Below are 24,687 nucleotides of genomic sequence, written 5' to 3'. Positions count from 1 at the left end.
CATGCCTGCCCTGAGATCGACTTCGAGGGGGACCCTGACGTGCAGGATGGGGTGACGGCCGAAGACCTCGCCCGGCGTGCCGCGGCGGGCGACCGAGCGGCCCTGGACCGGCTGCTGAGCGAGCTGCGGCCCGAGGTGGTGCGCCGCTGCGGGCGCTTCCTGCCCTGCCGGGAGGACGCCGAGGAGGCCGCCCAGGACGTACTTCTCCAGGTGGCCCGGCACATCTCCGCCTTCGAGGGCCGCAGCCGTTTCAGCACCTGGCTCTACACGGTCGTCGCCAACTGCTGCCGGCAGAAGTACCGCGAGCTGAAGCGCCGGGCGGCCGAGCAGCCCGTGGTCATCGAGCCCGCCGAGCACATCGACCCGCGCACCACCAGCGTCATCGCGGGCTCCCGGATCGATCTGCTGGAGGCACTGGACCGGCTGGAGCGCGAGCACCCGCACCTGGTCGCGCCCCTGGTCTACCGGGACATCTGCCAGCTGGAGTACGCCGAGATCGCCGAGCGTGTCGGCATCCCCCTCGGCACGCTCAAGTCCCGGCTGCACGAGGCCCGCAAACTGGTACGACCCTGGCTGCGGGGCTACTGAACCGCTGCTTCCGACTCCTGGTCACCGATCCCCTGCCACTGGACCTCCAGACGTCCAGACCTGCGGCAGCGGTCACTGGTCCTCGTCGAGCAGCGACAGCTCCGCCCAGATCGTCTTGCCCTCCGCGGTGTGCCTGCTGCCCCAGCGCTGGGTGAGCTGGGCGACCAGCAGCAGCCCGCGGCCGCCCTCGTCGAAGGTCTTGGCACGCCGCAGGTGCGGGGCGGTGTGGCTGGTGTCGGACACCTCGACGATCAGCGTGACGGGGTCGTGGATCAGCCGCAGCCGTATCGGGTGGGCGCCGTACCGGATGGCGTTGGTGACCAGCTCGCTCACCACCAGCTCCGCCGTGAACCCGACCTCGCTCAGCGACCAGCGCTCCAGCTGCTCCAGGACCTGCTTGCGGATCGGTGCGACCAGCGCCGGATCGGCGGGGATGTCCCAGGTCGCCACCTGGGAGGAGGCCAGCCCCCGGGTGCGGGCCAGCAGCAGCGCCACGTCGTCGGCGGTGCCGCCCGGCGGCAGCAGCGCGTGCAGGATCTGGTCGCAGGTCTCGTCCAGGGAGTCCGCGTGGGCCCGCAGCGCCTGGAACAGCTGCTGCCGGCCGGTGTCCCCGGCCCGGGACACCACCAGACCGTCCGTGTACAGGGCGAGGACGGTGCCCTCGGGCAGCCCCACCTCGGCCGACTCGAACGGCAGCCCGCCCAGGCCCAGCGGGGGACCGGCGGGCAGGTCCAGCTGCCGGGGCTCGCTGCCCGGCACCAGCACCACCGGCGGCGGATGCCCGGCCCGGGCCAGCGTGCAGCGCCGCGACACCGGATCGTAGACGGCGTACAGGCAGGTGGCGCCGACCTCGCCGGGGCTGCCCTCGCCGCCGGACTCCTCCGACAGCCGGACCACCAGGTCGTCGAGGTGGGTGAGCAGCTCGTCCGGGGCCAGGTCGATGTCGGCGAGGGTGCGTACGGCGGTGCGCAGCCGGCCCATGGTGGCCGAGGCCTGGATGCCGTGCCCGACGACGTCCCCGACGACCATCGCGACCCGCATCCCGGACAGCGGGATCACGTCGAACCAGTCGCCGCCCACCCCGGCCCGGGCCGCCGGCAGATAGCGGGAGGAGGCCTCCAGGGCGGCCGTGCGCGGGAGCGTGCGGGGCAGCAGGCTGCGTTGCAGCGCGAGGGCGGTCTCGCGCTCACGGGAGTAGCGGCGCGCGTTGTCGATGCAGACGGCGGCCCGGGCGGTGATCTCCTCGGCCAGCAGCATGTCGTCGTCGGTGAACGGCCCCGGGCTCCGGTGCCGGGTGAGGACCGCCACCCCGAGGGTCAGTCCACGGGCCTGGATCGGCACCGACATCGAGGAGTGGATGCCGAAGTCCCGCACGCGGTCGCCGCGCACGCTGCTCCAGGTGAGCCACTGGGCCATGTCGCCCGCGGCCACCGTGGCCCGGATGGTGCGGCCGGCGGTCAGCGAGTCCGCCTGCGGGGAGAAGTCCGGGTACACCTCGGTCTGCCCGGGCTTGGCGACCGCCTCCGGAATGCCGCGCAGGATCGACTGGTGTGCGACCCGGCGCAGGTTCACCGGGGCCGTGATGCGCGCCGGGGGCTCGCCGCCGTACTCCTGCGGGTCCAGCAGGTCGATGGTGACGAAGTCGGCGAGCGCGGGCACGCACACGTCCGCCAGCTCCTGTGCCGTACGGGTGACGTCGAGGGTCGAGCCGATGCGCACGCTGGCCTCGTTCAGCAGCTGCAGCCGCTGCCTGGCCCGGTAGTTGTCGGTGACGTCGTGTGCCGCCAGGCACACGCCCCGCACCCGGCCCTCGTCGTCGGTGACCGGCGCCATCCGGGCCAGCCAGGCGTGCGCCCGGTCCCCGCCGCCGGTGCGCATGAGGGTCTCGATGTCCAGCGGTCGGCCCGTGGTCAGTACTTGGAGCATGTTCTGCTCCAGCTCCTCGCTCTGCTGTTTGCCGCCGATCTCCGCGACCCTGAGGCCCCGCACGCGCTCCTCGGGCAGGCCGATCACCTCGGCCATGGCCTCGTTCATCCGGCGCAGCCGCAGCGCGTCGTCGTACACGGCGACGGCGCACGGCGACTGGACCAGTCCGGCCCGGGTGAGCGGGTCGTCGTCGGTGCCGGGGTCGCGGCCGGTCAGCGGGGTGACCACGAGCCAGTCGCCGCGGTGCCCGTCACCGGGCGGGCGGCGGTGGGCGAGCAGCCACACGGAGACCGTGCGGCCGTCCCGGTGGCGCAAACCGACCGTCCCCTCCCAGCGCCGGCCGGAGGGCGTGACCAGGGAGTCCTGCCCGGCCAGCAGCAGGGTCGCGGGGCGGCCCACGACCTCGTCGGCCGGGTGGCCGAGCAGGCGTCGCGCGCCCTCGTTCCACTCCACCAGTGTTCCGTCGTCGTCGATGACAGCCCGGGCCGTCGCCGCATCGTCGAACGGATAGACCCGGCTCATCGTCGCCGCTCCCAAGCGCACACTCACAGTGAACAGGTGGCACCACTTGCGTTCCAGCGTAGTGCGTCGCGCACCCCCGTGAACCCCGACCCCCGGAGACCGGGCCGATCCGTCGAACACGGTCAAGGGGGAATTCAGGCCGAAGTGCCGGCCAGGGCAGGTACAAGGTGCGGCGCCCTTGACGATCGCCCGTGGCGGACCGTCAGAATCTGTTTGTTCACGATCAGTTGTGAGTACTTCTGGGCCCTGATGAGGGAGAGTCGTCATGACGGTCACTCGCAGATCGGTTCTGGTCGCAGCCACGGCAGCGCCCGCGGCCGGAGCACTCCTGAGCGGCCCGGACGCCGCGGCCGCACCGGCCGCCGGGGCGTCCGGTGCCGCGCCGGGACGCCACACCGTCCCGCTGCGCGACGGCTGGCGCTTCGCGCTGGTCGACCCGGGTGGCATCACCGACCCGACCGGCGCCTACGCACAGGCCGCCGAGCCCGGATACGACGACTCGGCCTGGCGCGAGGTTGCCGCACCCCACGACTGGAGCATCGAGCAGACCCCCACGACGGCCCATGGCACCACCAGCGGCACCGGATTCCTCCCGGGCGGCCTCGGCTGGTACCGGCTCGCCTTCACCCTGCCGCCCGCCCAGGCCGGCAAACGCGTCTCGGTGGAGTTCGACGGCGTCTACATGGACTCGTACGTCTACTGCAACGGCGCCGAGGCCGGCCGCCACCCCTACGGTTACACCGGCTTCGCACTCGACCTGACCGACCTGGTGCACACCGACGGCAGCACCCCGAACGTCCTCGCGGTCAAGGTCAACAACCAGCTGCCGAGCAGCCGGTGGTACTCGGGCAGCGGCATCTACCGCGAGGCCCGCCTGGTGATCACCGAGCCCGTGCACGTGGCCCGCTGGGGCACGTACGTCACCACACCCGAGGTCGGTCCGGAACGGGCCGTGGTGCGGGTCGCCACCACCGTGCTCAACGAGTCCGGTGCCGGTACCGACGTCGAGATCCTGTCCCGGATCACCGGCCCCGACGGCCGCACGGTCGCCCGCACGTCCACCACCGCCGCCGTCTCCGAGCAGGCCACCGAGACCCACGAACTGACCGTCCCCGAACCCCTCCTGTGGGACTTCACGAGCCCGGAGCACCGCTACACCCTGCACACCGAACTCCGCGCCGGCGGCCGCACCACCGACACGTACCGCACCCCCTTCGGCATCCGCACCTACCGCTTCGACCCGGACGAGGGCTTCTCCCTCAACGGCACCTACGCCAAGATCAAGGGCGTCGACCTGCACCACGACCAGGGTGCCCTCGGCGCGGCGATCAGCGTCGACGCGGTGCGCCGGCAGATGACGATCATGAAGTCGATGGGCGTCAACGCCTTCCGTACCTCGCACAACCCGCCCTCGCCGCAGATGATCCAGGTCTGCGAGGAGCTGGGCATCCTGATGATGGTGGAGGCGTTCGACTGCTGGAAGACCGGCAAGACCAGGTACGACTACGGCCGGTTCTTCGACGAGTGGTGCGAGAGGGACGCCACGGAGATGGTGCTGGCGGCCCGCAACTCGCCCGCCGTCGTCCTGTGGTCCATCGGCAATGAGATCCCCGACTCCACCTCGACCGCCGGGCTCGCCATGGCCGACCGGATCATCGGCGCCGTCAAGGCCGCCGACGGCACCCGCCCGGTCGTCATCGGCTCGAACAAGTACCACGGCGTGCCCGCCACGGGTTCCGCGGCCGACCGCATGCTCGCCAAGCTCGACGGCCTGGGCCTGAACTACAACACGGCCAGGTCGGTCGACGCCCTGCACGCCAAGTACCCCCATCTGTTCCTCTTCGAGTCCGAGTCCTCCTCGGAGACCTCGACCCGGGGCTCGTACCAGGAACCGGAGCACCTCAACACCGGCGAGAACCACACACCGGGCAGGCGGGAGGCCTCCTCCTACGACAACAACCTCGCGTCCTGGACGATGAGCGGCGAGTACGGGCACAAGAAGGACCGGGACCGGAAGTGGTTCGCGGGGCAGTTCCTGTGGTCGGGCATCGACTACATCGGCGAGCCGACCCCGTACGACGTCTTCCCGGTGAAGGCGTCCTTCTTCGGCGCCGTCGACACGGCCGGCTTCCCGAAGGACATGTACCACCTGTTCCGCAGCCAGTGGACGACCGAGCCGATGGTCCATCTGCTGCCGACGACCTGGAACCACGAGGAGGGCGACACGGTCGAGGTCTGGGCGTACGCCAACGTCCCGTCGGTCGAGCTGTTCCTCGACGGACGGTCCCTCGGGGTGCGGGAGTTCGAAGCCAAGAAGACCACCGACGGCCGCGGTTACCTGGAGACCACCGAGGCCACCGGCGACGACAAGACCTTCACCGACGGCCCCTACCCGGGCAGTTACACCAGCCCCAACGGCAGCGCGGGCAAGCTGCACCTGACCTGGAAGGTGCCGTACCGGCCCGGTGAGCTGAAGGCGGTGGCCCGGCGGGACGGCAAGGTGGTCGCCACCGACGTGCTGCGCACCGCGGGCGCCCCGCACGCCGTGCGCCTGACCGCCGACCGGGGGGCCCTGGCCGCCGACGGCCGTTCACTGGTCTTCGTGACCGCCGACATCGTGGACGCGCACGGAGTGGTCGTGCCCGACGCCGAGCACCTCATCACCTTCGACGTGACCGGCGGCTCCCTGGCCGGCCTCGACAACGGCCGCGAGGAGAGCGCCGAGCGCTACCAGGCCAGTACCCGCACCGCGTTCCACGGCAAGGCCCTCGCCATCGTCCGTTCCGGCGCCGAGCCGGGCACCCTGAAGGTCACGGCGCGGGTGGACGGCCTGCGCAAGGGCACGACGAGCGTGCGCACCACACCGGCCCGCGGCGCCACCACCACCGATGCGCCCGCCTTCGAGCCCGACTGGCCGGCCGCCCCCGGCCATCCCCACGCGGACGCCAGTTACTCCGGCCGCCCGGACACCCTGCCCGCCGCGACGCTGGACGGCGACCCTGCCACCGGCTGGTCCAACGCCTTCGCCAAGTCGGCCACAGCTCTGCTGCCCGCCTTCGACGGGGCCCGCGCCGAGGACTGGGTGTCGGTCGGCTTCGGGCGGGCCCGGACCGTCGACCGGGTGGCGGTCTCCTTCACGGTCGACGGCACCCACGCCCTGCCCGCCGCGGTCGAGGTGGCGGTGTGGGATGGGAGCGCCTATGCGCCGGTGACGGGCGCCGAGGTGGACTGGGCCACCGCCTCCGACAGCCCGACGGTGATCACCTTCGCCGCGGTACGCGGCTCACGCGTGCGCCTCACGCTCACCAGCGCGCACCCGGGCGAGGCCGGGGGAGCGGTGCGCATCAGCAGGCTCGACGTCTAGTCGGTTCGAGGGTCCGGACGGGGACGGCCCGCGCAGTCCGGCTGCCCGGGCCAGTTCTGCTACGTCGACGACATCCAGTCCTGGTCCACCGACGAAACAGCCGTCGACCGGAACGCGGCGCCGGCCTGGATGGCCTCGTTCGTGGCGGACCAGGGGTAGGAGTGTCCCCTCCGGATCACCCGGTCACTTGCGGTACCCGAGGATGGTCATCATGCCGCTCTCCGAGTGGTACTGGTTGTGGCAGTGGAGCATCCAGAGGCCGGGGTTGTCGGCGTCGAAATCGACGACCAGCTTGCGGTGCGGGAGCACGATCGCGGTGTCCTTGCGCGCGCCGGCGGCGTCCAGCCCGGTCAAGGCGAACGTGTGACCGTGCAGGTGCAGCGGGTGCCACATGTCGGTGGCGTTGATGAGGGTGAGCCGCACCCTCTCACCGGCGCGGACCGGGTGGCGCTGGCGCTCGTCGTACTGCTCGTGGTCGAAGCCCCAGTCGTACTTCTCCATCGTGCCGGTGACCCGGACGCGCATCTCGCGGTCGGGTTCGCGGTCGTCGAGGACCACGGAGTCGGCCGGTACGAGGCGGCGGGCCAGTACGACCTCCCCGTCGAGCTCGTCCGGGCGGACGTCGGCCGGGGGAACGGTCCTCCCCTTGTCGGTGCGCAGGACGGCGAGGGCCTGGCCCTTCTTGCCCTCGGCCAGCGCGACCAGGGGGAAGACGCCGTCCTTGGCGGTGACGAGAACGTCGTAGCGTTCGGCCATGCCGATGAGGAGGGCGTCGGTCGTCCTGTGCTGCACCGGATAGCCGTCGGTGTGCGTGACGGTCAGTCGGTGGCCCGCCAGCGCGACGCGGAAGGCGGTTTCGGAGCCGGCGTTGATGATCCGCAGCCGGATGCGCTCACCGGGGCGGCAGCGGAACGTCGAGGGCTGGGTGGGAATGCGGCCGTTGGCGAGGTAGAGCGGATAGTTCACGCTGCCGGCCTCGCCGCGCAGCAACTGGCTGTGCGAGCCGTGCAACACGCGGGAGGGGCCGGAGGACTTGTGCGAGGGCGAGGCGTGCGGGCTCGCCGGCTTGCCGGAACTGTGATCGTCCTGCCCGGGGCCCATGGCCATGCTGCCCATCTTCATGCCCGCCGGCATGAGCTGGGCGAGCACACCGTCGGGGGTGGAGCCGTCCACGCCGTCGAGCCAGTCGTCCAGCACGAGGATCCATTCCTTGTCGTACTTGAGGGGCTCCTTGGGGTCGTCGACGATGAGCGGGGCGTACAGACCGCGGTCGGGCTGGAGCCCGACGTGGGAGTGGAGGAAATAGGTGCCCGGATGGGCGACGGTGAACCGGTAGGTGAAGTCGTCTCCCGCGTCGATGGCCCGCTGGGTCAGGCTCGGAACGCCGTCCATGTCGCAGCGCATGCGCACGCCGTGGGAGTGGAGCGTGGTGGTCGTCGGCAACCGGTTGGCGAGGTTGAGGCTGAGGACGTCGCCGGCGGTGACGCGCACCAGCGGCCCGGGCAGCTGGTCGTGGTAGGCCCAGGTCCGCACGTTCCGCCCGCCCAGGTCCAGCGTCGTCTCGGCGGCGGTCAACTTCAGCATGCGCACCGGACCGGAGCCGCGCTTGCGCTCGGCGGCTCGGACCTCCGGACCCGACGGCTCGACATATCCCTTGGGACCCGGGGGGACGAAGTCCCCGTCGCCGGCCGCCGCGCCCCGTCGTGGGCTGGAGTGGGGGTGGGAGCCGGAGTCGGTGCAGGCAGCCAGGAGTCCCGCGCCGGCGGCAGCGAACGGGGCTCGGAGCAGGGTACGCCGCGAAGGTGTGTGCATGAATGAAATAAGACACGTTTTGCGCTGATATGTGAGGGAACCTCGGCGGCGCGTCTGATGATGTCGGGTCGCGGAGGCGGTGGAACCCGGCCGTCTCAGGCGGCGTCGTGGAACACCAGCCCCAGGGTGCGCCGGCGGCCGGACCGTACGGTGCTCACCCCGTGCCGCACCGCTCCGGCCGTCCAGCCGCGGCGGCTGGCCACGGGCCGGTCGCGGGTCGTGAACACCAGGCCGTGTCCCTGCCGCAGGACGGTCGCTGTGCCCCGGGACTGGGCGCGCGCCCGCTGCTCGACCAGCAGGAACTCGCCGCCGGTGTAGTCGGTGTCGTACGCGTCCAGGGCGATGACGACCTGGAGCGGGAAGACCAGCTCGCCGAACACGTCCCGGTGCAGGGCGTTCCAGTCGCCCGGACCGTAGCTCAGCAGGATCTGCGCCGAGCGGTCCTGGCCGGCTGCGTGGCAGCGCTCCAGCCACCCGGTCAGGGAGTCCGGCCAGGGCGCCGGTCGGTCCAGACGGGCCGCCCAGTCCCGGGCGACGGGGAGCAGACGCGGATAGAGGGCGGCCCGCAGCGCGGCCACGGGGGCGGGCAGGTCGTGCGTGAAGTAGCGGTACTCGCCGGACCCGAACCGGTGCCGGGCCAGATCGACGGTGGTGCGGAACAGCTCGGGCCTGTCGTACAGGGCCGCCAGGCCGGCGCACTCCTCGGTGGTCAGCAGCGGGCCCGTGGGCGCGCAGCCGTGCTCGTCCAACTCGGCCGCGAGCGCGGCCCAGTCGGTGCCGGCCACGCGACGGCGGGCCTCGGCCGGGGTGAACTCCATGGGCCCAGTCTGCTGCGCCCGGCGTCCTGCCACCGGCGGCATTCGGACGCCGCGCTGAGGGGTGGTAGGTACCGCAGCGCATGGTGTCTGACCTGTGTGTATTTACGGGTGAGTACCCGCGCGGTACCGTGAGGGGCATGCCAGCTCTCAACGTGGAGTTCAGCGAACGCGAACTAGAGGACCTGCGGCAGATCGCCAAGGAGCGGGGTACGTCGATGAAGGCCCTCGTGCGCGAGGCCGCCGCCGCCGACATCGCCCGGCACCGGGCGCTGCAGGAGGGCGCGGAGGCCTTCCGGAGCTTCTTCACCGCCCATGCCGAGGAGTTCGCGGCCGCGTTCCCCGACGACGAGGCCCCCGCCAAGGGCGAGGCCGCCTGAGCGATGTCCTCCGTCATCCATATCGACGTCCCGTGGCTGCTCCAGCGCCACGAGGAGGTCCTGCCCGACCAGCCCACCGTCGACGACTTCTCCGCGCTGGTCGCCGCCGTCGCCCGGCACCGTGTCGACCCGCCCCGGCTGGGGGTGGACTCCGATCCGGCCTGGCGGGCCGCCGCCCTGCTGCACACCCTCACCATGCTCAAGCCGCTGCCCGCGGCCAACGCCCGCTTCGCCTGCGCGACCGCGGTGGCCTACATGTTCGTCAGCGGCGTCGGCATCGACCCGCCCTACGGTGCCCTGGTCGACCTCGCCCGCGACCTGATGTCCGGCAAGGCCGATGTGTACGGGGCGGCCGACCGGCTCCGTTCCTGGCAGATCTGATCCGGGCGGATCCGTCACCGCCCGCGGCCGCCGGGGGAAGCCGCCGGGGCCGCCGGCCGCGGGCGGGAGGAACGGGGCCGGCGGCCGGTTTCGCGCGAGAGAGCCTCCCCCAATTCTCGGCTTCGCTCGAGCCGGGGGGACCCCCACCTCGCGCGGGGCCTTCCGAGAGGGCCGGAACCCAGTCCACTACCGGGCCGCAGGCCCCGGGAGCGTGCGCGGTGGGCCGGTGTGTGCGCACCCTTCACACGGGGCGCACGGAAACCCGAAAGCCGCAGCGGCGGACCTGCGACCCCTGCCGAATTCTGACTTTCTTTCAAACCGGCCGATGTCGTACGTGCGCCTTGTTGCATGTGTGGAAGTTGTGCAAGGGTTGAAACGACCGTGCGGGGGGTAATCGCCGGAGTCCTTTCGGCAGTTGGGGAACCGGGCCGGTAGAGCCGCACCGGAGAATTCCCGCTCCCCGCGCGCACATCCCCGAGATGGGCGCCAACTCGCCATACGCACAAAGGAATCCACTCAGTGCCCACCCCCCACCCCCCTCGTCCTCCCTATCCGCCCCCAGGGGGCGATGCCGGGGAGTCGGACGAGTCCCTCGCCGCGCCGCTGCGCGCCGGCTCCGACGCGGAGGCCTCCCGGTCCGCCGCCCTCCTGATGGCCCGGCACTGGCAGCCGGTCCACGACTACGCGGTCATCTGCCTGGCCGCACCCGGGCCCCTCGCCCACATGGTCTCCGCCGCGGCCTTCCACCAGGTTCTCGACCGGCTCGCGCTCGGCGAACCCGCCGACGCGATACGGCCGCGCCTGCTCGTGGCGGTCCGGGACACCGTCGTGAACTGGGCCGCCACGGACCGGATAGCCGACGTACTGCCGGGCCTTATGAAACCCGCCGGTGGCCGCGGTATGCGTACCGCGAAGACCCTGATACCGGAAAACCGTGCACTGTCCGAACATTCTTTCCAGAGCCTTCCCCGGCTCGAACAGGCGTTGCTCTGGCACACCGAGGTCGAGGCCGAACCGATAAGCGTCCCCGCGGGACTGCTCGGCATGGACTTCGACAGTGCGGCGGCCGCACTCGATCAGGCCCGCGACACATTCCGGGAAGGCTGTGTCCGCGCCCATCGGGAACTCGCGCCGAGCACCGACTGCCGCCACTACAACCGCCTTCTCGACGTGCCGATCCGCCGGGGCGGCGCACTGCTGCCGGACGTCCAGCAGCATCTCTCCGTCTGCCCCTACTGCCGGCACGCCGCCGAACAACTGGGCCAGATCGAGGCCGGACTCGGCGTGCTGCTCGCCGAGGCGGTCCTCGGCTGGGGCGCCCGCCGGTACCTGGAGTCGCGCCCCGGCCGTCGGCGGCCCGGCCCCGCGCGCACCCGGGGCACCTCCCGGCGCTCCGGCGGCCGCAGACGCGGCGGCGGCAAGCCCGGACTGCTCGGCAGGGTCGCGGTGCCCGGTGGCCGTCGGCGGGGCACGGCGGAGCCCGGGACTCTCACCCGGACCCGCGGGCGCCGGGCGGCGGACGACGGCTGGTCGTCCAGGACGCTGCTCACCGGAGTCGGGGTCGCCTCGGCCGGGCTGCTCGCGACCGTCCTCGCGATCAGCGTGTGGCCGGACAGCGGCGACGCCACCGACCCGGTCGCCTCGACGGGCGCCGCCCCCGGCACCGACGCCCAGTCCCCGACCGGCTCGGCCACCGCACCCGGCACGGCGGGTCTTCCCACGGCCGGCCGGCCGACCCGGCTGCACAACGCCGCCGCCGACCTGTGCCTGGACATCAAGGGCGAGCCCGCGGCCGGCGCGAGCGCCACGCTCGCCGTCTGCTCCTCCGCGCCCACGCAGCGGTGGACGTACGAGACCGACGGGCTGCTGCGCAGCGCGGCCGGCTCCGGCCTGTGTCTGGACTCGCACGCCGACGCTGGCGTCGTCATCCTCGGCACCTGCGCCGACGCGGGCGCGCGGCGCGGTGACGACGTGCGCTACGGCCTGACCGCGCAGGGCGAGTTGCTGCCCCGCTGGGACGAGACCCTCGTCCTCGCCACAGCCGGCGAGAGCGCGGGCGCCGACATCGTCGTCAAGGTCAGGGACCGCTCCGCCGGGCAGCGCTGGCTGACCGACGGGCCGTCGGCCGGCCCCGGCTCGCTGTCGATAGCCGGTACCCAAGGGCCGTCCGCACAGCCCGCGGAGCTGCCCGGAACGGGCACGTAGCAGCGATCGGTGTGTCCCGCCGCCGGCCGGCGGCGGGACACCCGCCCGTCAGCCGGCGGCCTCGACGAGGTCGTCCGCCGTGACGGTGGCCGGGGTGGCGTGCCCGGACAGGGCGAGCGTGAGGTCCAGCTCCGCGAGCACACAGCGGACGACGTGTTCCACGCCCGCCTGCCCCTCCAGGCCGAGCCCGTACACGTACGGCCGCCCCAGCAGCACCGCCCGGGCGCCGAGGGCGAGGGCCTTGAACACGTCGTCGCCGGTGCGCACCCCGCTGTCGAACAGCACCGTCAGCCGGTCGCCGACCGCGTCCGCGATCCGGGGCAGTGCGTCGGCCGCGGCGACGGAGCCGGCCACCTGCCGGCCCCCGTGGTTGGAGACCACCACCCCGTCCATCCCCGCGTCCGCGGCGAGCCGGGCGTCGTCCGGGTGCAGGACACCCTTGAGCACGATCGGCCCGTCCCAGTGCTCGCGCAGGAACGCCAGGTCGGGCCAGGTGTGGCTCGCGTCCCCGAACAGCCCGAGGAAGTGCAGCACCGCCGCGTTCGGGTCCACGTGCACCGGCTTGTCGAGACCCGACCGGAAGGCCGGGTCGGTGAAGTAGTTGGCGGTGCCCACCCCGTGCAGGAACGGCAGATACGCCTGGTCCAGATCGCGCGGCCGCCACGCCAGCAGCGGGGTGTCCAGGGTGACGACCAGTACCGAGTACCCGGCCGTCCTCGCCCGGGCGAGGAAGCTCCGGGTCACCTCACGGTCCTTGCCCCAGTACAGCTGGAACCACCGCTCGGCGTCCCCCATGGCCTCCGCCACCTGCTCCATCGGTGTACTCGACGCCGACGACAGGATGTAGGGCACCCCCTGCGCGGCGGCGGCCCGGGCGGCCGCGGACTCGGCGTCCGGATGCATGATCGAGAGCACGCCCACCGGGGCCAGGGCCAGCGGCGCCGGCAGGGAGCGGCCCAGCACCCGTACCGACAGATCGCGCTCCTGCACGTCCCTGAGCATGCGCGGCACGATGCGGCGCCGGGCCAGGGCCGCCCGGTTGGCGAGTGCCGTGCTGCCGTCGCCCGCGCTGCCCGCCACATAGCCCACCGGGCCGGGCCCGAGCCGGTGCGCGGCCAGCTCCTCCAGCCGGGTCAGGTCCGTAGGCAGCCGGGGCACGGCCCCTGACATCCCGTTGAGATAGATCTCGTACTGGAAGTCCGCCCAGTGCTTCGCCATCCGGCCGTCCGCCTCTCGTTGCTGAGTACGCGCTGCGGCCCGACCATACTGGCGAGTAGACGCACGTCGGCAGGGGGCCTCGGGCGCGGCCGGCCGCTTCGCCGGGGATTCCGGCCCGGCGGCCGGCGACGGCCCGTACGGCGCTCAGCCGGTCCGGGCGACCGCCCGGACCGGAGCGCCGTCCGCCCCGGGCAGCCGCAGCGGGAAGAGGAACACCTCCACCGCCGCCGCGCCCACCAGCCGCTCCAGCCCGGTGAGGTTCTCGGCGATCACCCCGCCGGCACCGCACAGCACCCGATGGGCGGGCAGCCCGAAGTCGGCCTGTGGATCACCCGGTTGGGGCGTGGGGTCGACACTGAGCGCGTCGACGGCCACCGTGCGTGCGCCCGCCGCCACCACGGCCCGGGCCGACTCCGGGGTCAGCCAGGGGTGCGCGAGGTACGCGTCCGTGCCCCAGTGCGCCGACCAGCCGGTGACGAGCAGCAGCAGCGCGCCCGGCGACTCGGCGAGCGCGTCGAGCGCGGGGGCCAGCAGGGCCGGGGTGATCGGCGCCTGGGCGGGCAGCCCGCGGACGTCGGCCACGACCGCGGGCCCCGCGAACCGGTCCAGCGGCAGCTCGTCCAGCCGGGGCCAGGCGTCGTCGACGTGGTACGGCGCGTCGACATGGGTGCCGGACTGCGAACCCATGTGCAGGGACAGGACGTTGACGCCGTCGGCCGGAGCCCGCAGGGCGGGCGAGACTGTGACCTCCGGGTCACCGGGATAGACGGGCATCCCGGTGACCACGGGCACCGACAGGTCGAACCACCCGGTCATCGGCCGCCCTCGGCCGCGAGCACGGTCGGCACCTCGTCCGCCGGAGCACCCGGACCGGTGATCGGCGGCACCGGGGCCTCGACGGTACGGGCCAGGCGCGCACCCTCGGGCCCGTACACCGCCCGGGGTTCGGGGAACAGCCGCAGCAGCGCCAGGAACAGCACGGCGGCGACCGCGAGCGACAGCGGCAGGCTGATGTCGACGCCGTTCGCCAGGTCGCCCAGCGGTCCGACGAACTGCCCCGGGATGTCGGTGAACAGCACGCCGATCACGGCGGCCACCCACCAGGCCGTCATACCGCGCCAGTTCCAGCCGTGCGCGAACCAGTAACGGCCGCCGCGCTGACGGCGGTTGAAGACCTGGAGGGCGTCCGGGTCGTACCAGCCGCGGCGGGTGTAGAAGCCGAGCATCATCACGACCATCCACGGTGTGGTGCACGTGATGATCATCGTGGCGAACGTCGAGATCGACTGCACCAGGTCGAGGCCGAACCGGCCGATGAAGATGAACCCGATGGACAGCACCCCGACCAGCAGCGTCGCCCGGACGCGGGACAGCTTCGGGAACACCGACGAGAAGTCCAGGCCGGTGCCGTACAGCGAGGTGGTGCCCGTCGACATGCCGCCGATCAGCGCGAGCAGGCACACCGGCAGGAAGAACCAGCTCGGCGAGATCGCCAGCAGTCCGCCCACGTAGTCGGGCGCGGCCGGGTCGACGTACTTCGGGGCCTTCGTCGCGATGATGCTCGCGGTCGCCAGACCGAAGACGAACGGCAGCAGCGTCGCGATCTGCGAGAGGAACGCGGCACCGACCACCTTGCGGCGCGGGGTGTCCGCCGGGATGTAGCGCGACCAGTCGCCCAGGAACGCCCCGAACGACACCGGGTTGGACAGCACGATCAGGGCCGCACCTATGAACGACGGCCAGAACAGCGACTTGGTCGCCGCGTCCGCCGAGGCCGTGAAGACACCGGCGTACGAGGCGTCGAAGTCACCGGCGAAGGCGATCGCGCCGAGCAGGAACAGCACGGTCGCCGAGGTCACGGCGATCTTGTTCACGAAGAGCATGAACCGGAAGCCGTAGACGCACACGGCGAGGACCAGCCCGGCGAACAGCGCGTAGGCGACGACGTAGGACAGCGTGCTGCGCTCCAGGCCGAACAGCCGGTGCGCGCCGCCGACCAGGGCGTCACCGGAGCTCCACACCGAGATGGAGAAGAACGCGACGGCCGTCAGCAGCGACAGGAACGAGCCCACCACCCGGCCGTGCACACCCAGGTGCGCGGAGGACGCCACGGCGTTGTTGGTGCCGTTGACCGGGCCGAACACGGCCATCGGACACAGGATCAGCGCGCCCGCGACGACCCCCAGGAGGGTGGCCGCGAGTCCTTGCCAGAAGGAGAGCCCGAACAGGATCGGGAACGCGCCGAGGACGCAGGTCGAGAACGTGTTGGCGCCGCCGAAGGCGACCCGGAACAGGTCGAGCGGGGTCGCGGTGCGGTCCGCGTCCGGGATGCGCTCGACGCCGTAGGGCTCGACCTCGGTCAGGGACGGCGGCGCGGCGGGGGAGTCGGGGGACTGAGCGGTCAAGGCAGGCTCCAGCGAGTATGCGGCGGTGGAGCGCTTCGTGGCGCGGCGGTGGCAGACGACCGGCGCAGCCGCAGGGGTGTGCGACGCGGGAGGGAGGACGTCCCGGAGGGGTCTGCTGACGGTAAGGCGCCGGAGAAGACCCCTGCCAGAGGACGTTTCATCCATCTTCGCCGTCATCACTGGAGGAATCGACCACCTCCTCGCCGTCCGGTCCCTGCGCCCTGACCCGCTGGACGTGTTCCAGGGACTCGCGCAGCTCGGTCAGCCAGTCGTCGGTGTGACGCTGCACCAGACGCACGCACCAGGCGAGGGCGTCGCTGCGGCTGCGCGCCACGCCCCCGGCGATCAGGGTGTCCAGGACCTGCCGCTCGGGCTGCCGCAGCCGGGTCATCACCGGCGCGGCCACATGCGTGAACAGGGCGCGCTCCGCACCGCACACCACGCCCCAGGACACCTTCCGGCGGAACAGGTGCTCGGCCTCGCGGGCCACCTCGATCCGGGCGTCGCGGGTCCGCTCCCGGAACTCCTGGATCCGCGCCCGTACGGCGGCCTCCCGCTCGGCGTCCGAGGCGCCCTCGGCGAGCCGCGGCTCCGGGACGCGCCCGATCACGGTGATCTCCTCGCGGTCGGGGGTCACCTCGACCAGTTCCTCGAAGAGATCGTCGGGCAGGCGGCCGGCGAACCAGCCGCGCAGCTTCTCTCTCTGCTCTGTTGTAATCATGTAATCACAATTACTCCGACCGTTTCATGAACACAAGGCGTCACGAAGGGGTTCGCCGAGGGCTGAGCCGGAATGTTTCAGGCCTATTAACTAAGCGGTGGTTTTCAGCCATCCGACCGCCATCGGCGATCAAGAACCGCTCAGTCATGGGGTCGACGCGGTCGATTTCCGTAACTTCACGCCACTGTTTCAACACGCAAGGTTACTGAAAGATGTGGGTTCGATGTGTGTTTCGTCGACGGACTCGGCAGAGTGTCGCTCGCCGCTCCGGCGCCGACCGGCCTGGAGCGCGAACCGTCTACTCGAGCGGAAGGATGCACACAATGCGGAACACCGCGCGCTGGGCAGCGACTCTCGGCCTCACGGCCGCCGCCGTCTGCGGACCCCTGACCGGGGCCGCCGGCGCTGCACCGGCTGCCGGCCCGTCGTCGCTCTACGCCCCTTCGGCGCTGGTCCTCACCACCGGCCACGGCGACAACGCGGCGACGGCCACTCCGGAGCGCGCCGTCACCCTGAACTGCGCGCCGACGGCCTCCGGCACTCACCCTGCCGCAGCCTCTGCCTGCGCCGAACTGCGTGGCATCGGCGGCGACTTCTCGGCCCTGCAGGCCCGGGACGACGTCTGGTGCACCAAGCTGTACGACCCCGTGGTCGTCACCGTCCAGGGCGTCTGGCAGGGCAAGCGCGTCTCCTACGAGCGCAGCTTCGGCAACACCTGCATGAAGGATGCGCTCAACAGCAGCGTCTTCTCCTTCTAGGGACCGGGATCGCGCGGTCCCCGCATCGCCGGATCAGGCTCGCAACTGGGGAGTGCGGCCCCTGGAGCGGGGAAACCGCGATCTCGCACCGGGACCGACGGGCGGAGTGGGGCCGCCCGCCGGCTTCCGGGCACCAAGCCGCTCCCTGGGCACGGCCTGTGGGGGGTCGTCCCGGGGAGCGGCGAAAAACAACTGGTTTCAACAGGTGTCCACACCACTGATTGGTGACTCGTGTCGTACACGGGGTGACGACGCCAACACCCGCCCGTGCACGGACAGTTGCCGTGCCGGGCGGCGACGTGTTCTCGGACGCCCCGCCACGGAGTGCGCAGCGGCCACCAGGCGCTGCCGACGCCTTGCGCGCATCTCCACCACGACAACGCGGAGGGGCCGCCGTCTCCCTGCTGACGGCGGCCCCTGCGGCCATGGACCCGGTCCTACATGTGGACGACGGGTGCGGCCCCGGCGTCCTGCTTCGGCACCCCGCGCCGGTAGAGCAGGAACGTGATGACCGTGCCCGCGGCGAAGAAGCCCGCCGACCACCAGAAGGCGGTGGTGTAGCTCTCGATCGTCGCCTGCGCCTGCACCAGCTTGCTCGCGGGGTTGTGGCCCGAGAGGTAGTCGGTGGCGGCGCTCGAGGCGAGGGTGCTCAGCAGAGCCGTACCGATCGACCCGCCCACCTGCTGCATGGCGTTGACGGTCGCCGAGGCGACACCCGCGTCCTCGGCCGCCACCCCGCCGGTGGCCAGCTGCATGGCCGGCGGCATCACCATGCCGAGGCCGACGCCGATCACGATCAGCTGCGGCAGTACCGCGCTGATGTAGTGGGAGCCGAGCCCGATGCCGGTGAGCCAGGCCATGCCGGCCGTGGCGATCGCGAAGCCCAGCGGGATGACCGCCTTCGGACCGATGCGGGGCATCAGGACCGTGGTGCCGACCTGTGCGGTCACCATCAGCGCGCCGACCATCGGCAGGAACGCCACGCCGGTCCTGGTGGGGCTGAAGCCGAGGTTGAGCTGGAGGTAGTAGGTCAGGAAGAGGAAGACGCCGAACATGCCCGCGCCGGTGATCAGCACCGCGAGGAACGAGGCGCCCCGGTCACGGTCGAGCAGGATGCGCAGCGGCAGCAGCGGGTGCGCGGCCCGGGTCTGCCACCAGGCGAAGGCCGTCAGCAGGAGCCCGCCCGCGATCAGGAAGCCCCAGGTCAGCGGCGAACCCCAGTCGTGGGTCTCGGCGTTGGAGAAGCCGTACACCAGGGAGAACAGGCCGGCGGCGACCAGGACCGTGCCCGGCACGTCGAGCTTGGCGTCCGCGGCGTCCCGGTGATTGCCGAGCAGTACCCAGCCGCCGGCGAAGGCGACGACCGCGATGGCCACGTTCACGTACAGGGTCCAGCGCCAGTCGAGCGCGTCGGTCAGCACACCGCCGAGCAGCAGGCCGACCGCGCCGCCGGCACCCGCGATGGCGCCGTACACGCTGAACGCGCGGGCCCGTTCCCGGGCGTCGGTGAAGGTGGTGTTGAGCAGGGACAGCGCGGCAGGCGCGAGCAGCGCACCGAAGGCGCCCTGCAGGGCGCGGGCGACGACCAGCATGGTGAAGCCGTTCGCGGCGCCGCCGAGCGCGGAGGCCGCGGCGAAGCCGACGACGCCGATGAGGAAGGCGGGCTTGCGGCCGAAGAGGTCGGCTATCCGCCCGCCCAGCAGCAGCAGTGAGGCGAAGGCCAGCGCGTAGGCGGTCACGATCCACTGCCGGCTGTCGTTGGAGAAGCCGAGGTCGGCCTGGGCGGACGGCAGGGCGATGTTCACGATCGTGGCGTCGAGGACCACCATCAGCTGGGCGACGGCGATGATCGCGAGGATCCACCACCGCCTGGCCGAGGCCTCGGCGTGAGCCTTCGCGAGGGCCCCCGTGCGGGGGCCGTCGGTCAGGGTGTTCTGGGGCATGGGGAACCACTCCAGGGAAGTCGTTCGAGGAGTTCGAGGGGGAGGCGCGACAACGGCATAAACGAAACCGTTTCGTACACATGGAGGCTAGAGGAGTTTCAGCGAAACGGCAACGTTTCGTTTTCCGGAGTAGTTCGACCTGGCCCCCTGGTGCTTCGGTGTCCGCTACGGTGGCGCCGTCGGCATGGGGGCTCTGAGTCGGGAATCGGTTACAGGTGGTAAACATTTCTTCTGGTCCCGTCGCGGTGATCCTGACCGCGCTGCAGGTCGAGTACGACGCGGTGCGGGGGCGACTCGAGGGCCTCACCAGGGACGACGTCGACGGTGGCACGATCTTCGAACGGGGTCGGCTGCCCGGAACCCCGTGGACCGTCGTCCTGGCGCAGACCGGTCCCGGCAACGACAACGCGGCCGTGGTCACCAAGCACGCCCACGATCTGTACCGGCCGAGGGTGCTGTTGTTCGTCGGCGTCGCCGGCGGGCTGAAGGACGACGTCCGGATCGGCGACGTGGTGATCGGCGAGCGCATCTACGACTACCGCGAGAAGCAGAGCCCCCGTGGCGACCACTACCGCCCGCGCGGCTGGGAGGCGCCGTGGCGGCTCGTCCAGCACGTCCAGCGCATGAGCTTCGGGCCCGATGTCGCCGGCCGGGTACGGGTCGCGCCGATCGCCTCCGGCAACGTCGTGCTCGACCGGGAGACCTCCGAGCTGGGCGAGGTGCTGCGCGGGAACTACGACGACGCCGTCGCCATCGAGATGGAGAGCGCCGGTGTCTGCCGGGCCGCCCATCTCATCGGCGGACTCGACACGTTGACGATCCGGGGGATCAGCGACAGGGCCGACGGGGGCAAGGGCCGGGCGGATGCGGGCGGTTCCCAGGAGATCGCGGCGTGGTGCGCGGCCGCGGTGGCGGTGCGGATCCTCGCATCGCTGGCTCCTGAGGGGGAGACTCCGACTCTTCCCGATGTCGGGCGTGTTGACGGTGCTCCCAGGGTGGGTTCGGCGTCCCGGGAACTCCTGGGCGAGTCGGCCGCCGGGACCGACGAGTCCGGGCCGCCGGAGGAGGGCGAGCCGCCCACCGTGCCCCCGCCTCGCCGCCGACGGACGCTGCTGTCGCGGGCCCGCTTAGGCAGGAGGGCACAGCCCGCCGGGCGTACCCGCACCACCCTCATGGCCTGTGGAGCGGTGGCCTTGGTCGGAGTGCTCGTCGCCGTCCTGCTCAAAGCCACGGCCGATGCCGGCCCTCCGGACGGGGACTCGGCGCTGAAGTCCTGCAAGGTGTCTCAGGCCCGTGTCAAGCTTCACATCGCCGCGTCCATCGACCTCTCGAAGTCTCTGAGCGACGCCGCCCGTGCCTACGGGGCGCGGCGAAGCCCCGACGGCACCTGTGTGCAGATCGACGTGTCGTCGGTCAACTCCGGTACGGCCATGCGCGCCCTGCGCGAAGGCTGGCCCGAGGGCGACGGGCCGCGCCCCGACGTGTGGTCGCCCGCCGGTAGCGAGTGGATCGACCTGGCCCAGACTCCCGCGACGAGTGCAGCGCCGCAACTCCTGCCGGAGGGTGAGCCGCAGTCCATTGTGACCAGCCCGTTGACCATCGCGATGCCGAGGCCGATGGCGGAGACCATGGGCTGGCCGGAGGCCACCATCGGCTGGAGCGACCTGGCCAAGTGGGCCGAGGACCCCACGCACTTCTGGGCGGAGCACGGAAACAAGCAGTGGGGCGCCCTCAAACTGGGGAAGACGAACCCCGATTACTCCACGTCCGGACTGAACGCCACCATCGGCGCCTTCTACGCGAAGACGGGGACCACCGGCGAGCTGTCCATCCGCGACGTCGACTCGTCCGCCAATCAGGCCTTCGTCCGCAACATCGAGAAGTCCGTGGTCCACTACGGCGACACCACCCTGACGTTCCTGGCCAATCTGCGTGCCGCCGATGACAAGGGCGGCCGCGAGGAGGTGCTCAAGTACATCTCGGCCGTGACGGTCGAGGAGAGCGCGGTCGTCGCCTACAACAAGGGGTATCCGTGTGGGGCCTACAGCTTCACGCGCGGCTGCGAGCAGCGGAGCAAACCGAAGACGCCCCTCGTCTCCTTCTATCCGAAGGACAGCGACCCGGCCAGCGACCACCCCTACGTCCAGCTGCGGGGTATCGGCACGGCGAAGCAGAAGGTGTCGGACGACTTCCTGACCTACCTGCACAGCACCGACGCGTACCGGAAGTACTTCGCGCCGTACGGTTACCGGACCTACAAGGGGCAAGCCCTCGCTCACACGGGGATCGACCAGGGCCACGGGGCCCTCGAAAAACCGCAGACCAAGGGCTACGACGCGCCCGACGGCAAGGTGCTCTACCGGCTGCAGCAGGTGTGGGCGGGTCTGCGCCGCAGGGCCAACGTGCTCGTGGTCATCGACACCTCCAAGTCGATGGACGACAAGGTGCCGGGCGCTGGCCGGACCAAGATGGAGCTGCTGCAGGACGCCGAACCGGCCCTGTTCGACGGTTTCGCCAAGACCGACCGCGTAGGACTGTGGGAGTTCTCGAACGCGGCCAATCTGGGCGGCAAGCACCACTACCTCCCCCTGGTGGACATCGGCCCGATGGGGGAGAAGCTGACGGACCACCACGGGCTGACCCGTAGCGACGCACTCAAGGGCGAGGTGAGCGGCCTTGTCCCCAACGGCGCGACCGGCCTGTACGGCACGGTCGACGCGGCGGTGGACACCATGCGTGAGGACTACGACCCGGCGGCCATCAACGCCATCGTGCTGCTCACCGACGGCCGCAACGAGGGTGTGCCGCCCACTCCGACCCTCAAGGACGTGCTCGCCAGGATCGGCACCCCGGACAAGCGCGTCCGCGTGTTCACCGTGGCCTACGGGTCGAAGGCCGACCAGCAGGACGTGAACGGCAGGACCGTGCTGGAGGAGATCGCTGCCGCCACCGGCGCGCACGCCTACGACGCCAAGGATCCGAAGATCCTCAGTGACGTGCTGACCAGCGTGATCTCCAACTTCTGAGGCCCGGCCCGCTGGTCCCACGACCATACATTCCTTGACGGGAATATAACTGAAGAGGCATATTGGTCCTATGTCCGACGCCGCGCTCTGGACCGCTCTCGCCGACCCCCACCGGCGGGCCATCGTCGCTCTGCTCCTGGAGCGGCCCCGGCCCGTCGGGGAGATCGTGGAGGCATGCGGACTGAGCCAGCCGAGCACCTCCAAGCATCTGAAGGTGCTCCGCGAGGCGGGTCTGGTGCGGGTCAGGCAGGACGCGCAGCGCCGCGTCTACGCCCTCGACCCGGCCCCGATCGCCGCCCTCGACGCCTGGCTCGCCCCGTACCGCAGGCTGTGGAACAGCAGCCTCGACGCGCTGGGCCGCCGCCTCGACGAGACGTCGGACGACACCTGACACCCCACGTCGCGAAGGACGAAACGCCATGTCCGTCGACCTCACCGGCACCTATCTGACCCTCGACGACGGCCGCCCCGCCGTCCGCTTCAGCCGCACCTACGACCATCCCGTCGACCGCGTATGGCAGTTCGTGACCGACCCGGACGAACTCGCCCAGTGGTTCCCCTCCCGCGCCGAGATGGACCTGCGCCCCGGCGGAGTCGTCCGGTTCAGCGGCGACCCCAACCTGCCGGAGTCCACCGGCAAGGTGCTCGCCGTCGACCCGCCCCGCCACCTCTCCTTCGAGTGGGGCGGCGACGAACTCCACTTCGACCTGGAGGCGGCAGGCGAGGGACGCACCCGGTTCACCCTCACCAACGTCCTCGTCGCCGAGAACACCGCCGCCCGCAACGGCGCCGGCTGGGAGGTCTGCCTCGCCGCCCTGGACGCCGAGGCCCGCGGCACGCGCCTCGAGGGGCCCCACACAGGGGCGAGCGCGCCCTGGAAGGAGTTCTACGACGGCTACGTCGGAGCCGGTGTGCCCTCGGGTGCGCCAGTGCCGGGCCTGGACTGACCCTCAGGCCCGGACCGGCCCGCGGGTGAACACCCGGATGAGCGCCGCGCGGAGCGGACCGGGGGCGGCCGGGGACACCCGCACGCCGAGATACCCGTCCGGGCGTACGAGGAACGCCTCGCTCCCGGATGCCCCGTACCGCTCGCGGAACTCACCACTGCCGTCGCGCAGCACCGGCACGGGCAGCGGGCCGGCGTCCACGCCTTCCGGCAGCACGCAGTAGAGGTCAGCCGGTCATGCGCGAGACTGCGCGCCGTCTCGGCCAGTTGCGCGAATCCCCTGGTCCCGTCGGCGGAGTCCGCGTGCAGCAGCAGGACGTGATCGCGCTCGCGCAGCACGTCGTACAGGCGCAGCGGAAAGGCCGCGAGCGGGTCCAGCAGGCCGCCGCAGTCCGGCGCGCGCTCGCCCGCGGCCGGACCGGGACCGGCGGCCGGGCCGGGCTCGACCAGCGGACTGTCCGGGTAGGCGACCAGCAGCTGTGCCTCCCGCAGCCCCACGGTCACGGGATCGTCCGGGTCGGCCTGGACACCCTGCGCCGCGTGCCGCAGGGTGCGGCCCACCACTTCGACCCCGACCGGTCTGCGCTCGGCGTGATAACTGTCCAGCAGCCCCGGGCGGGCGATGCCCCGCGTCGCGAGGGCCAGCTTCCACCCCAGGTTGTAGGCATCCTGGATACCGGTGTTCATGCCCTGGGCGCCGGTCGGCGGATGGATGTGCGCGGCGTCGCCGGCCACGAAGACCCGGCCCTCGCCGTAGCGGTCCACGATCCGGTGGCTGATGCGGAACACCGACGACCAGCGCATCCCCGACGCGGTCGTCGGCCAGGGGGACAGCCGGTCCAGGACCGCCTGGATGTGCTCCAGGCTCGGGGCGCGACCCGTGTCCAGGCCGTGTGCGACTGCGCCCTGCGCCTCCGCCCGGTCCTGCTGCGAGAGTTCCGGCGGGACCCGCATGGACATGCGGTAGCGGCACCGGCCGGGCAGCGGGATGCACACGAGCAGGTCGTCCACCCCTCCGTCGGGGGTGCGGTGCATCGAGCGCACGGTCCATCCCGGTGCCAGGTCCCAGTCCACCTCCACGTCCGCGAGCATGTACTCCTCCGGCAGCGCCCCGCCCTCGAAGGCGAGCCCCAGCGTCTTGCGCACGACGCTGTGCGCGCCGTCGCAGCCGACCAGGAAGAGAGAGCGGACCTCCGGCTCCTCGCCGTCCGCGGTGCGCAGCCTGCTGGTGACGCCGTCGGCGTCCTGGGCGAAGGACAGCAGCTCCGTGCCGCGCTCGATGCGTCCGCCGCAGCATGCCAGGCGCTCTTCGAGGATGCGCTCCGTCTCGTACTGCGGCAGCGCCGCGAACCCGTACGGCACCTCCGGCGGAAGTGACAGCTCCATGCGCCCCTGTTCGGCGCCGTTCACGTACGTGAGCTGTCCGAGCAGCGGGACGGCCGCGTCCAGGGCCGCGCGGGCCACGCCCGTCCGGTCCCAGACCTCCAGCGTCCTCGGCTGGATGCCGACCGCCTTGGCGTACGGCAACCGCTCCGGAAGCCTGTCGACGAGCCGGCAGGCGACACCTCGCCGGCTCAGTTCGAGGGCGGCGGTCAGGCCGACCGGTCCCGCACCGGCGATCAGTACCTCGGTGTCCGTCATGAGCGTCTCCCGTGCTGCCCCGGGCACCATGGTCGC

Annotated in this window: 17 protein-coding genes and 1 pseudogene; 9 read left to right on the top strand and 9 right to left on the bottom strand. The window is 71.8% G+C overall.

The window, feature by feature from the left end; all coding sequences use genetic code 11:
• The first annotated feature begins 39 nt into the window (after positions 1 to 39).
• A complete protein-coding gene (locus tag AC07DS_RS01435; RefSeq protein WP_479141561.1) occupies positions 40 to 588 on the top strand; it encodes an RNA polymerase sigma factor in 549 nt (182 codons plus the stop codon).
• 72 nt (positions 589 to 660) lie between these two features.
• Here AC07DS_RS01435 and AC07DS_RS01430 read toward each other — a convergent pair whose 3' ends face one another.
• Positions 661 to 3,036 carry a SpoIIE family protein phosphatase gene (locus tag AC07DS_RS01430; protein ID WP_479141559.1) on the bottom strand — a complete coding sequence of 792 codons (2,376 nt, stop codon included), beginning with the start codon at positions 3,034 to 3,036 and terminating at the stop codon, positions 661 to 663.
• A 265-nt stretch (positions 3,037 to 3,301) separates the two neighbouring features.
• On the opposite strand from AC07DS_RS01430, the gene AC07DS_RS01425 reads away from it, so the two are divergent.
• Positions 3,302 to 6,400, top strand: a complete 3,099-nt coding sequence (locus AC07DS_RS01425; RefSeq protein ID WP_479141557.1) for a glycoside hydrolase family 2 TIM barrel-domain containing protein — start codon at positions 3,302 to 3,304, stop codon at positions 6,398 to 6,400.
• 183 nt (positions 6,401 to 6,583) lie between these two features.
• On the opposite strand, the gene AC07DS_RS01420 is transcribed toward AC07DS_RS01425, so the two are convergent.
• Positions 6,584 to 8,212, bottom strand: coding sequence for a multicopper oxidase family protein (locus AC07DS_RS01420; RefSeq protein ID WP_479141555.1), 1,629 nt, complete (start codon positions 8,210 to 8,212; stop codon positions 6,584 to 6,586).
• Between the two features lie 95 nt (positions 8,213 to 8,307).
• Positions 8,308 to 9,030 carry a 2OG-Fe(II) oxygenase gene (locus AC07DS_RS01415; protein WP_479141553.1) on the bottom strand — a complete coding sequence of 241 codons (723 nt, stop codon included), beginning with the start codon at positions 9,028 to 9,030 and terminating at the stop codon, positions 8,308 to 8,310.
• Positions 9,031 to 9,167: 137 nt separating this feature from the next.
• On the opposite strand from AC07DS_RS01415, the gene AC07DS_RS01410 reads away from it, so the two are divergent.
• The 3 genes from AC07DS_RS01410 to AC07DS_RS01400 all read left to right on the top strand — a co-directional run bounded on the left by AC07DS_RS01410 (position 9,168) and on the right by AC07DS_RS01400 (position 11,993).
• Positions 9,168 to 9,407, top strand: coding sequence for a hypothetical protein (locus AC07DS_RS01410; protein WP_094221974.1), 240 nt, complete (start codon positions 9,168 to 9,170; stop codon positions 9,405 to 9,407).
• A gap of 3 nt (positions 9,408 to 9,410) precedes the next feature.
• The gene (locus AC07DS_RS01405; RefSeq protein WP_479141552.1) at positions 9,411 to 9,788 is read left to right on the top strand and encodes a toxin Doc; all 378 of its coding nucleotides are present in this window, start codon (positions 9,411 to 9,413) and stop codon (positions 9,786 to 9,788) included.
• 519 nt (positions 9,789 to 10,307) lie between these two features.
• Positions 10,308 to 11,993 (top strand): RICIN domain-containing protein, encoded by a 1,686-nt coding sequence (locus tag AC07DS_RS01400; RefSeq protein ID WP_479141550.1) that lies wholly within the window; start codon positions 10,308 to 10,310, stop codon positions 11,991 to 11,993.
• A 48-nt stretch (positions 11,994 to 12,041) separates the two neighbouring features.
• Here AC07DS_RS01400 and AC07DS_RS01395 read toward each other — a convergent pair whose 3' ends face one another.
• The 4 genes from AC07DS_RS01395 to AC07DS_RS01380 all read right to left on the bottom strand — a co-directional run bounded on the left by AC07DS_RS01395 (position 12,042) and on the right by AC07DS_RS01380 (position 16,337).
• Positions 12,042 to 13,211, bottom strand: coding sequence for a lactate 2-monooxygenase (locus AC07DS_RS01395; protein ID WP_479141549.1), 1,170 nt, complete (start codon positions 13,209 to 13,211; stop codon positions 12,042 to 12,044).
• A 144-nt stretch (positions 13,212 to 13,355) separates the two neighbouring features.
• Positions 13,356 to 14,027: a cyclase family protein gene (locus AC07DS_RS01390; protein WP_479141548.1), complete on the bottom strand. Its 672-nt coding sequence runs from the start codon at positions 14,025 to 14,027 to the stop codon at positions 13,356 to 13,358.
• Positions 14,024 to 15,616, bottom strand: coding sequence for a purine-cytosine permease family protein (locus AC07DS_RS01385; RefSeq protein ID WP_479141546.1), 1,593 nt, complete (start codon positions 15,614 to 15,616; stop codon positions 14,024 to 14,026). The genes AC07DS_RS01390 and AC07DS_RS01385 overlap by 4 nt, the downstream gene beginning before the upstream one ends.
• Positions 15,617 to 15,773: 157 nt before the next feature.
• The gene (locus AC07DS_RS01380) at positions 15,774 to 16,337 is read right to left on the bottom strand and encodes a hypothetical protein (protein WP_479141544.1); all 564 of its coding nucleotides are present in this window, start codon (positions 16,335 to 16,337) and stop codon (positions 15,774 to 15,776) included.
• Positions 16,338 to 16,660: 323 nt separating this feature from the next.
• On the opposite strand from AC07DS_RS01380, the gene AC07DS_RS01375 reads away from it, so the two are divergent.
• Positions 16,661 to 17,095, top strand: a complete 435-nt coding sequence (locus AC07DS_RS01375) for a protease inhibitor (protein WP_145882149.1) — start codon at positions 16,661 to 16,663, stop codon at positions 17,093 to 17,095.
• Positions 17,096 to 17,532: 437 nt separating this feature from the next.
• On the opposite strand, the gene AC07DS_RS01370 is transcribed toward AC07DS_RS01375, so the two are convergent.
• On the bottom strand, positions 17,533 to 19,038 hold the full coding sequence (locus AC07DS_RS01370) for an MFS transporter (RefSeq protein ID WP_479141542.1): 1,506 nt from the start codon (positions 19,036 to 19,038) through the stop codon (positions 17,533 to 17,535).
• 245 nt (positions 19,039 to 19,283) lie between these two features.
• On the opposite strand from AC07DS_RS01370, the gene AC07DS_RS01365 reads away from it, so the two are divergent.
• The 3 genes from AC07DS_RS01365 to AC07DS_RS01355 all read left to right on the top strand — a co-directional run bounded on the left by AC07DS_RS01365 (position 19,284) and on the right by AC07DS_RS01355 (position 23,011).
• Positions 19,284 to 22,064, top strand: coding sequence for a phosphorylase family protein (locus tag AC07DS_RS01365; RefSeq protein WP_479141541.1), 2,781 nt, complete (start codon positions 19,284 to 19,286; stop codon positions 22,062 to 22,064).
• A 70-nt stretch (positions 22,065 to 22,134) separates the two neighbouring features.
• Positions 22,135 to 22,455, top strand: a complete 321-nt coding sequence (locus tag AC07DS_RS01360) for an ArsR/SmtB family transcription factor (protein ID WP_467812962.1) — start codon at positions 22,135 to 22,137, stop codon at positions 22,453 to 22,455.
• Between the two features lie 28 nt (positions 22,456 to 22,483).
• Positions 22,484 to 23,011: an SRPBCC family protein gene (locus AC07DS_RS01355; RefSeq protein WP_479141539.1), complete on the top strand. Its 528-nt coding sequence runs from the start codon at positions 22,484 to 22,486 to the stop codon at positions 23,009 to 23,011.
• A 3-nt stretch (positions 23,012 to 23,014) separates the two neighbouring features.
• Here the strand turns inward: AC07DS_RS01355 and AC07DS_RS01350 are convergent.
• A pseudogene (locus AC07DS_RS01350) lies at positions 23,015 to 24,651 on the bottom strand (FAD-dependent monooxygenase).
• Positions 24,652 to 24,687 lie beyond the last annotated feature (36 nt).

Source organism: Streptomyces sp. NPDC044064, from assembly GCF_056434245.1.
This window is presented reverse-complemented; position numbering and strand designations above follow the sequence as displayed.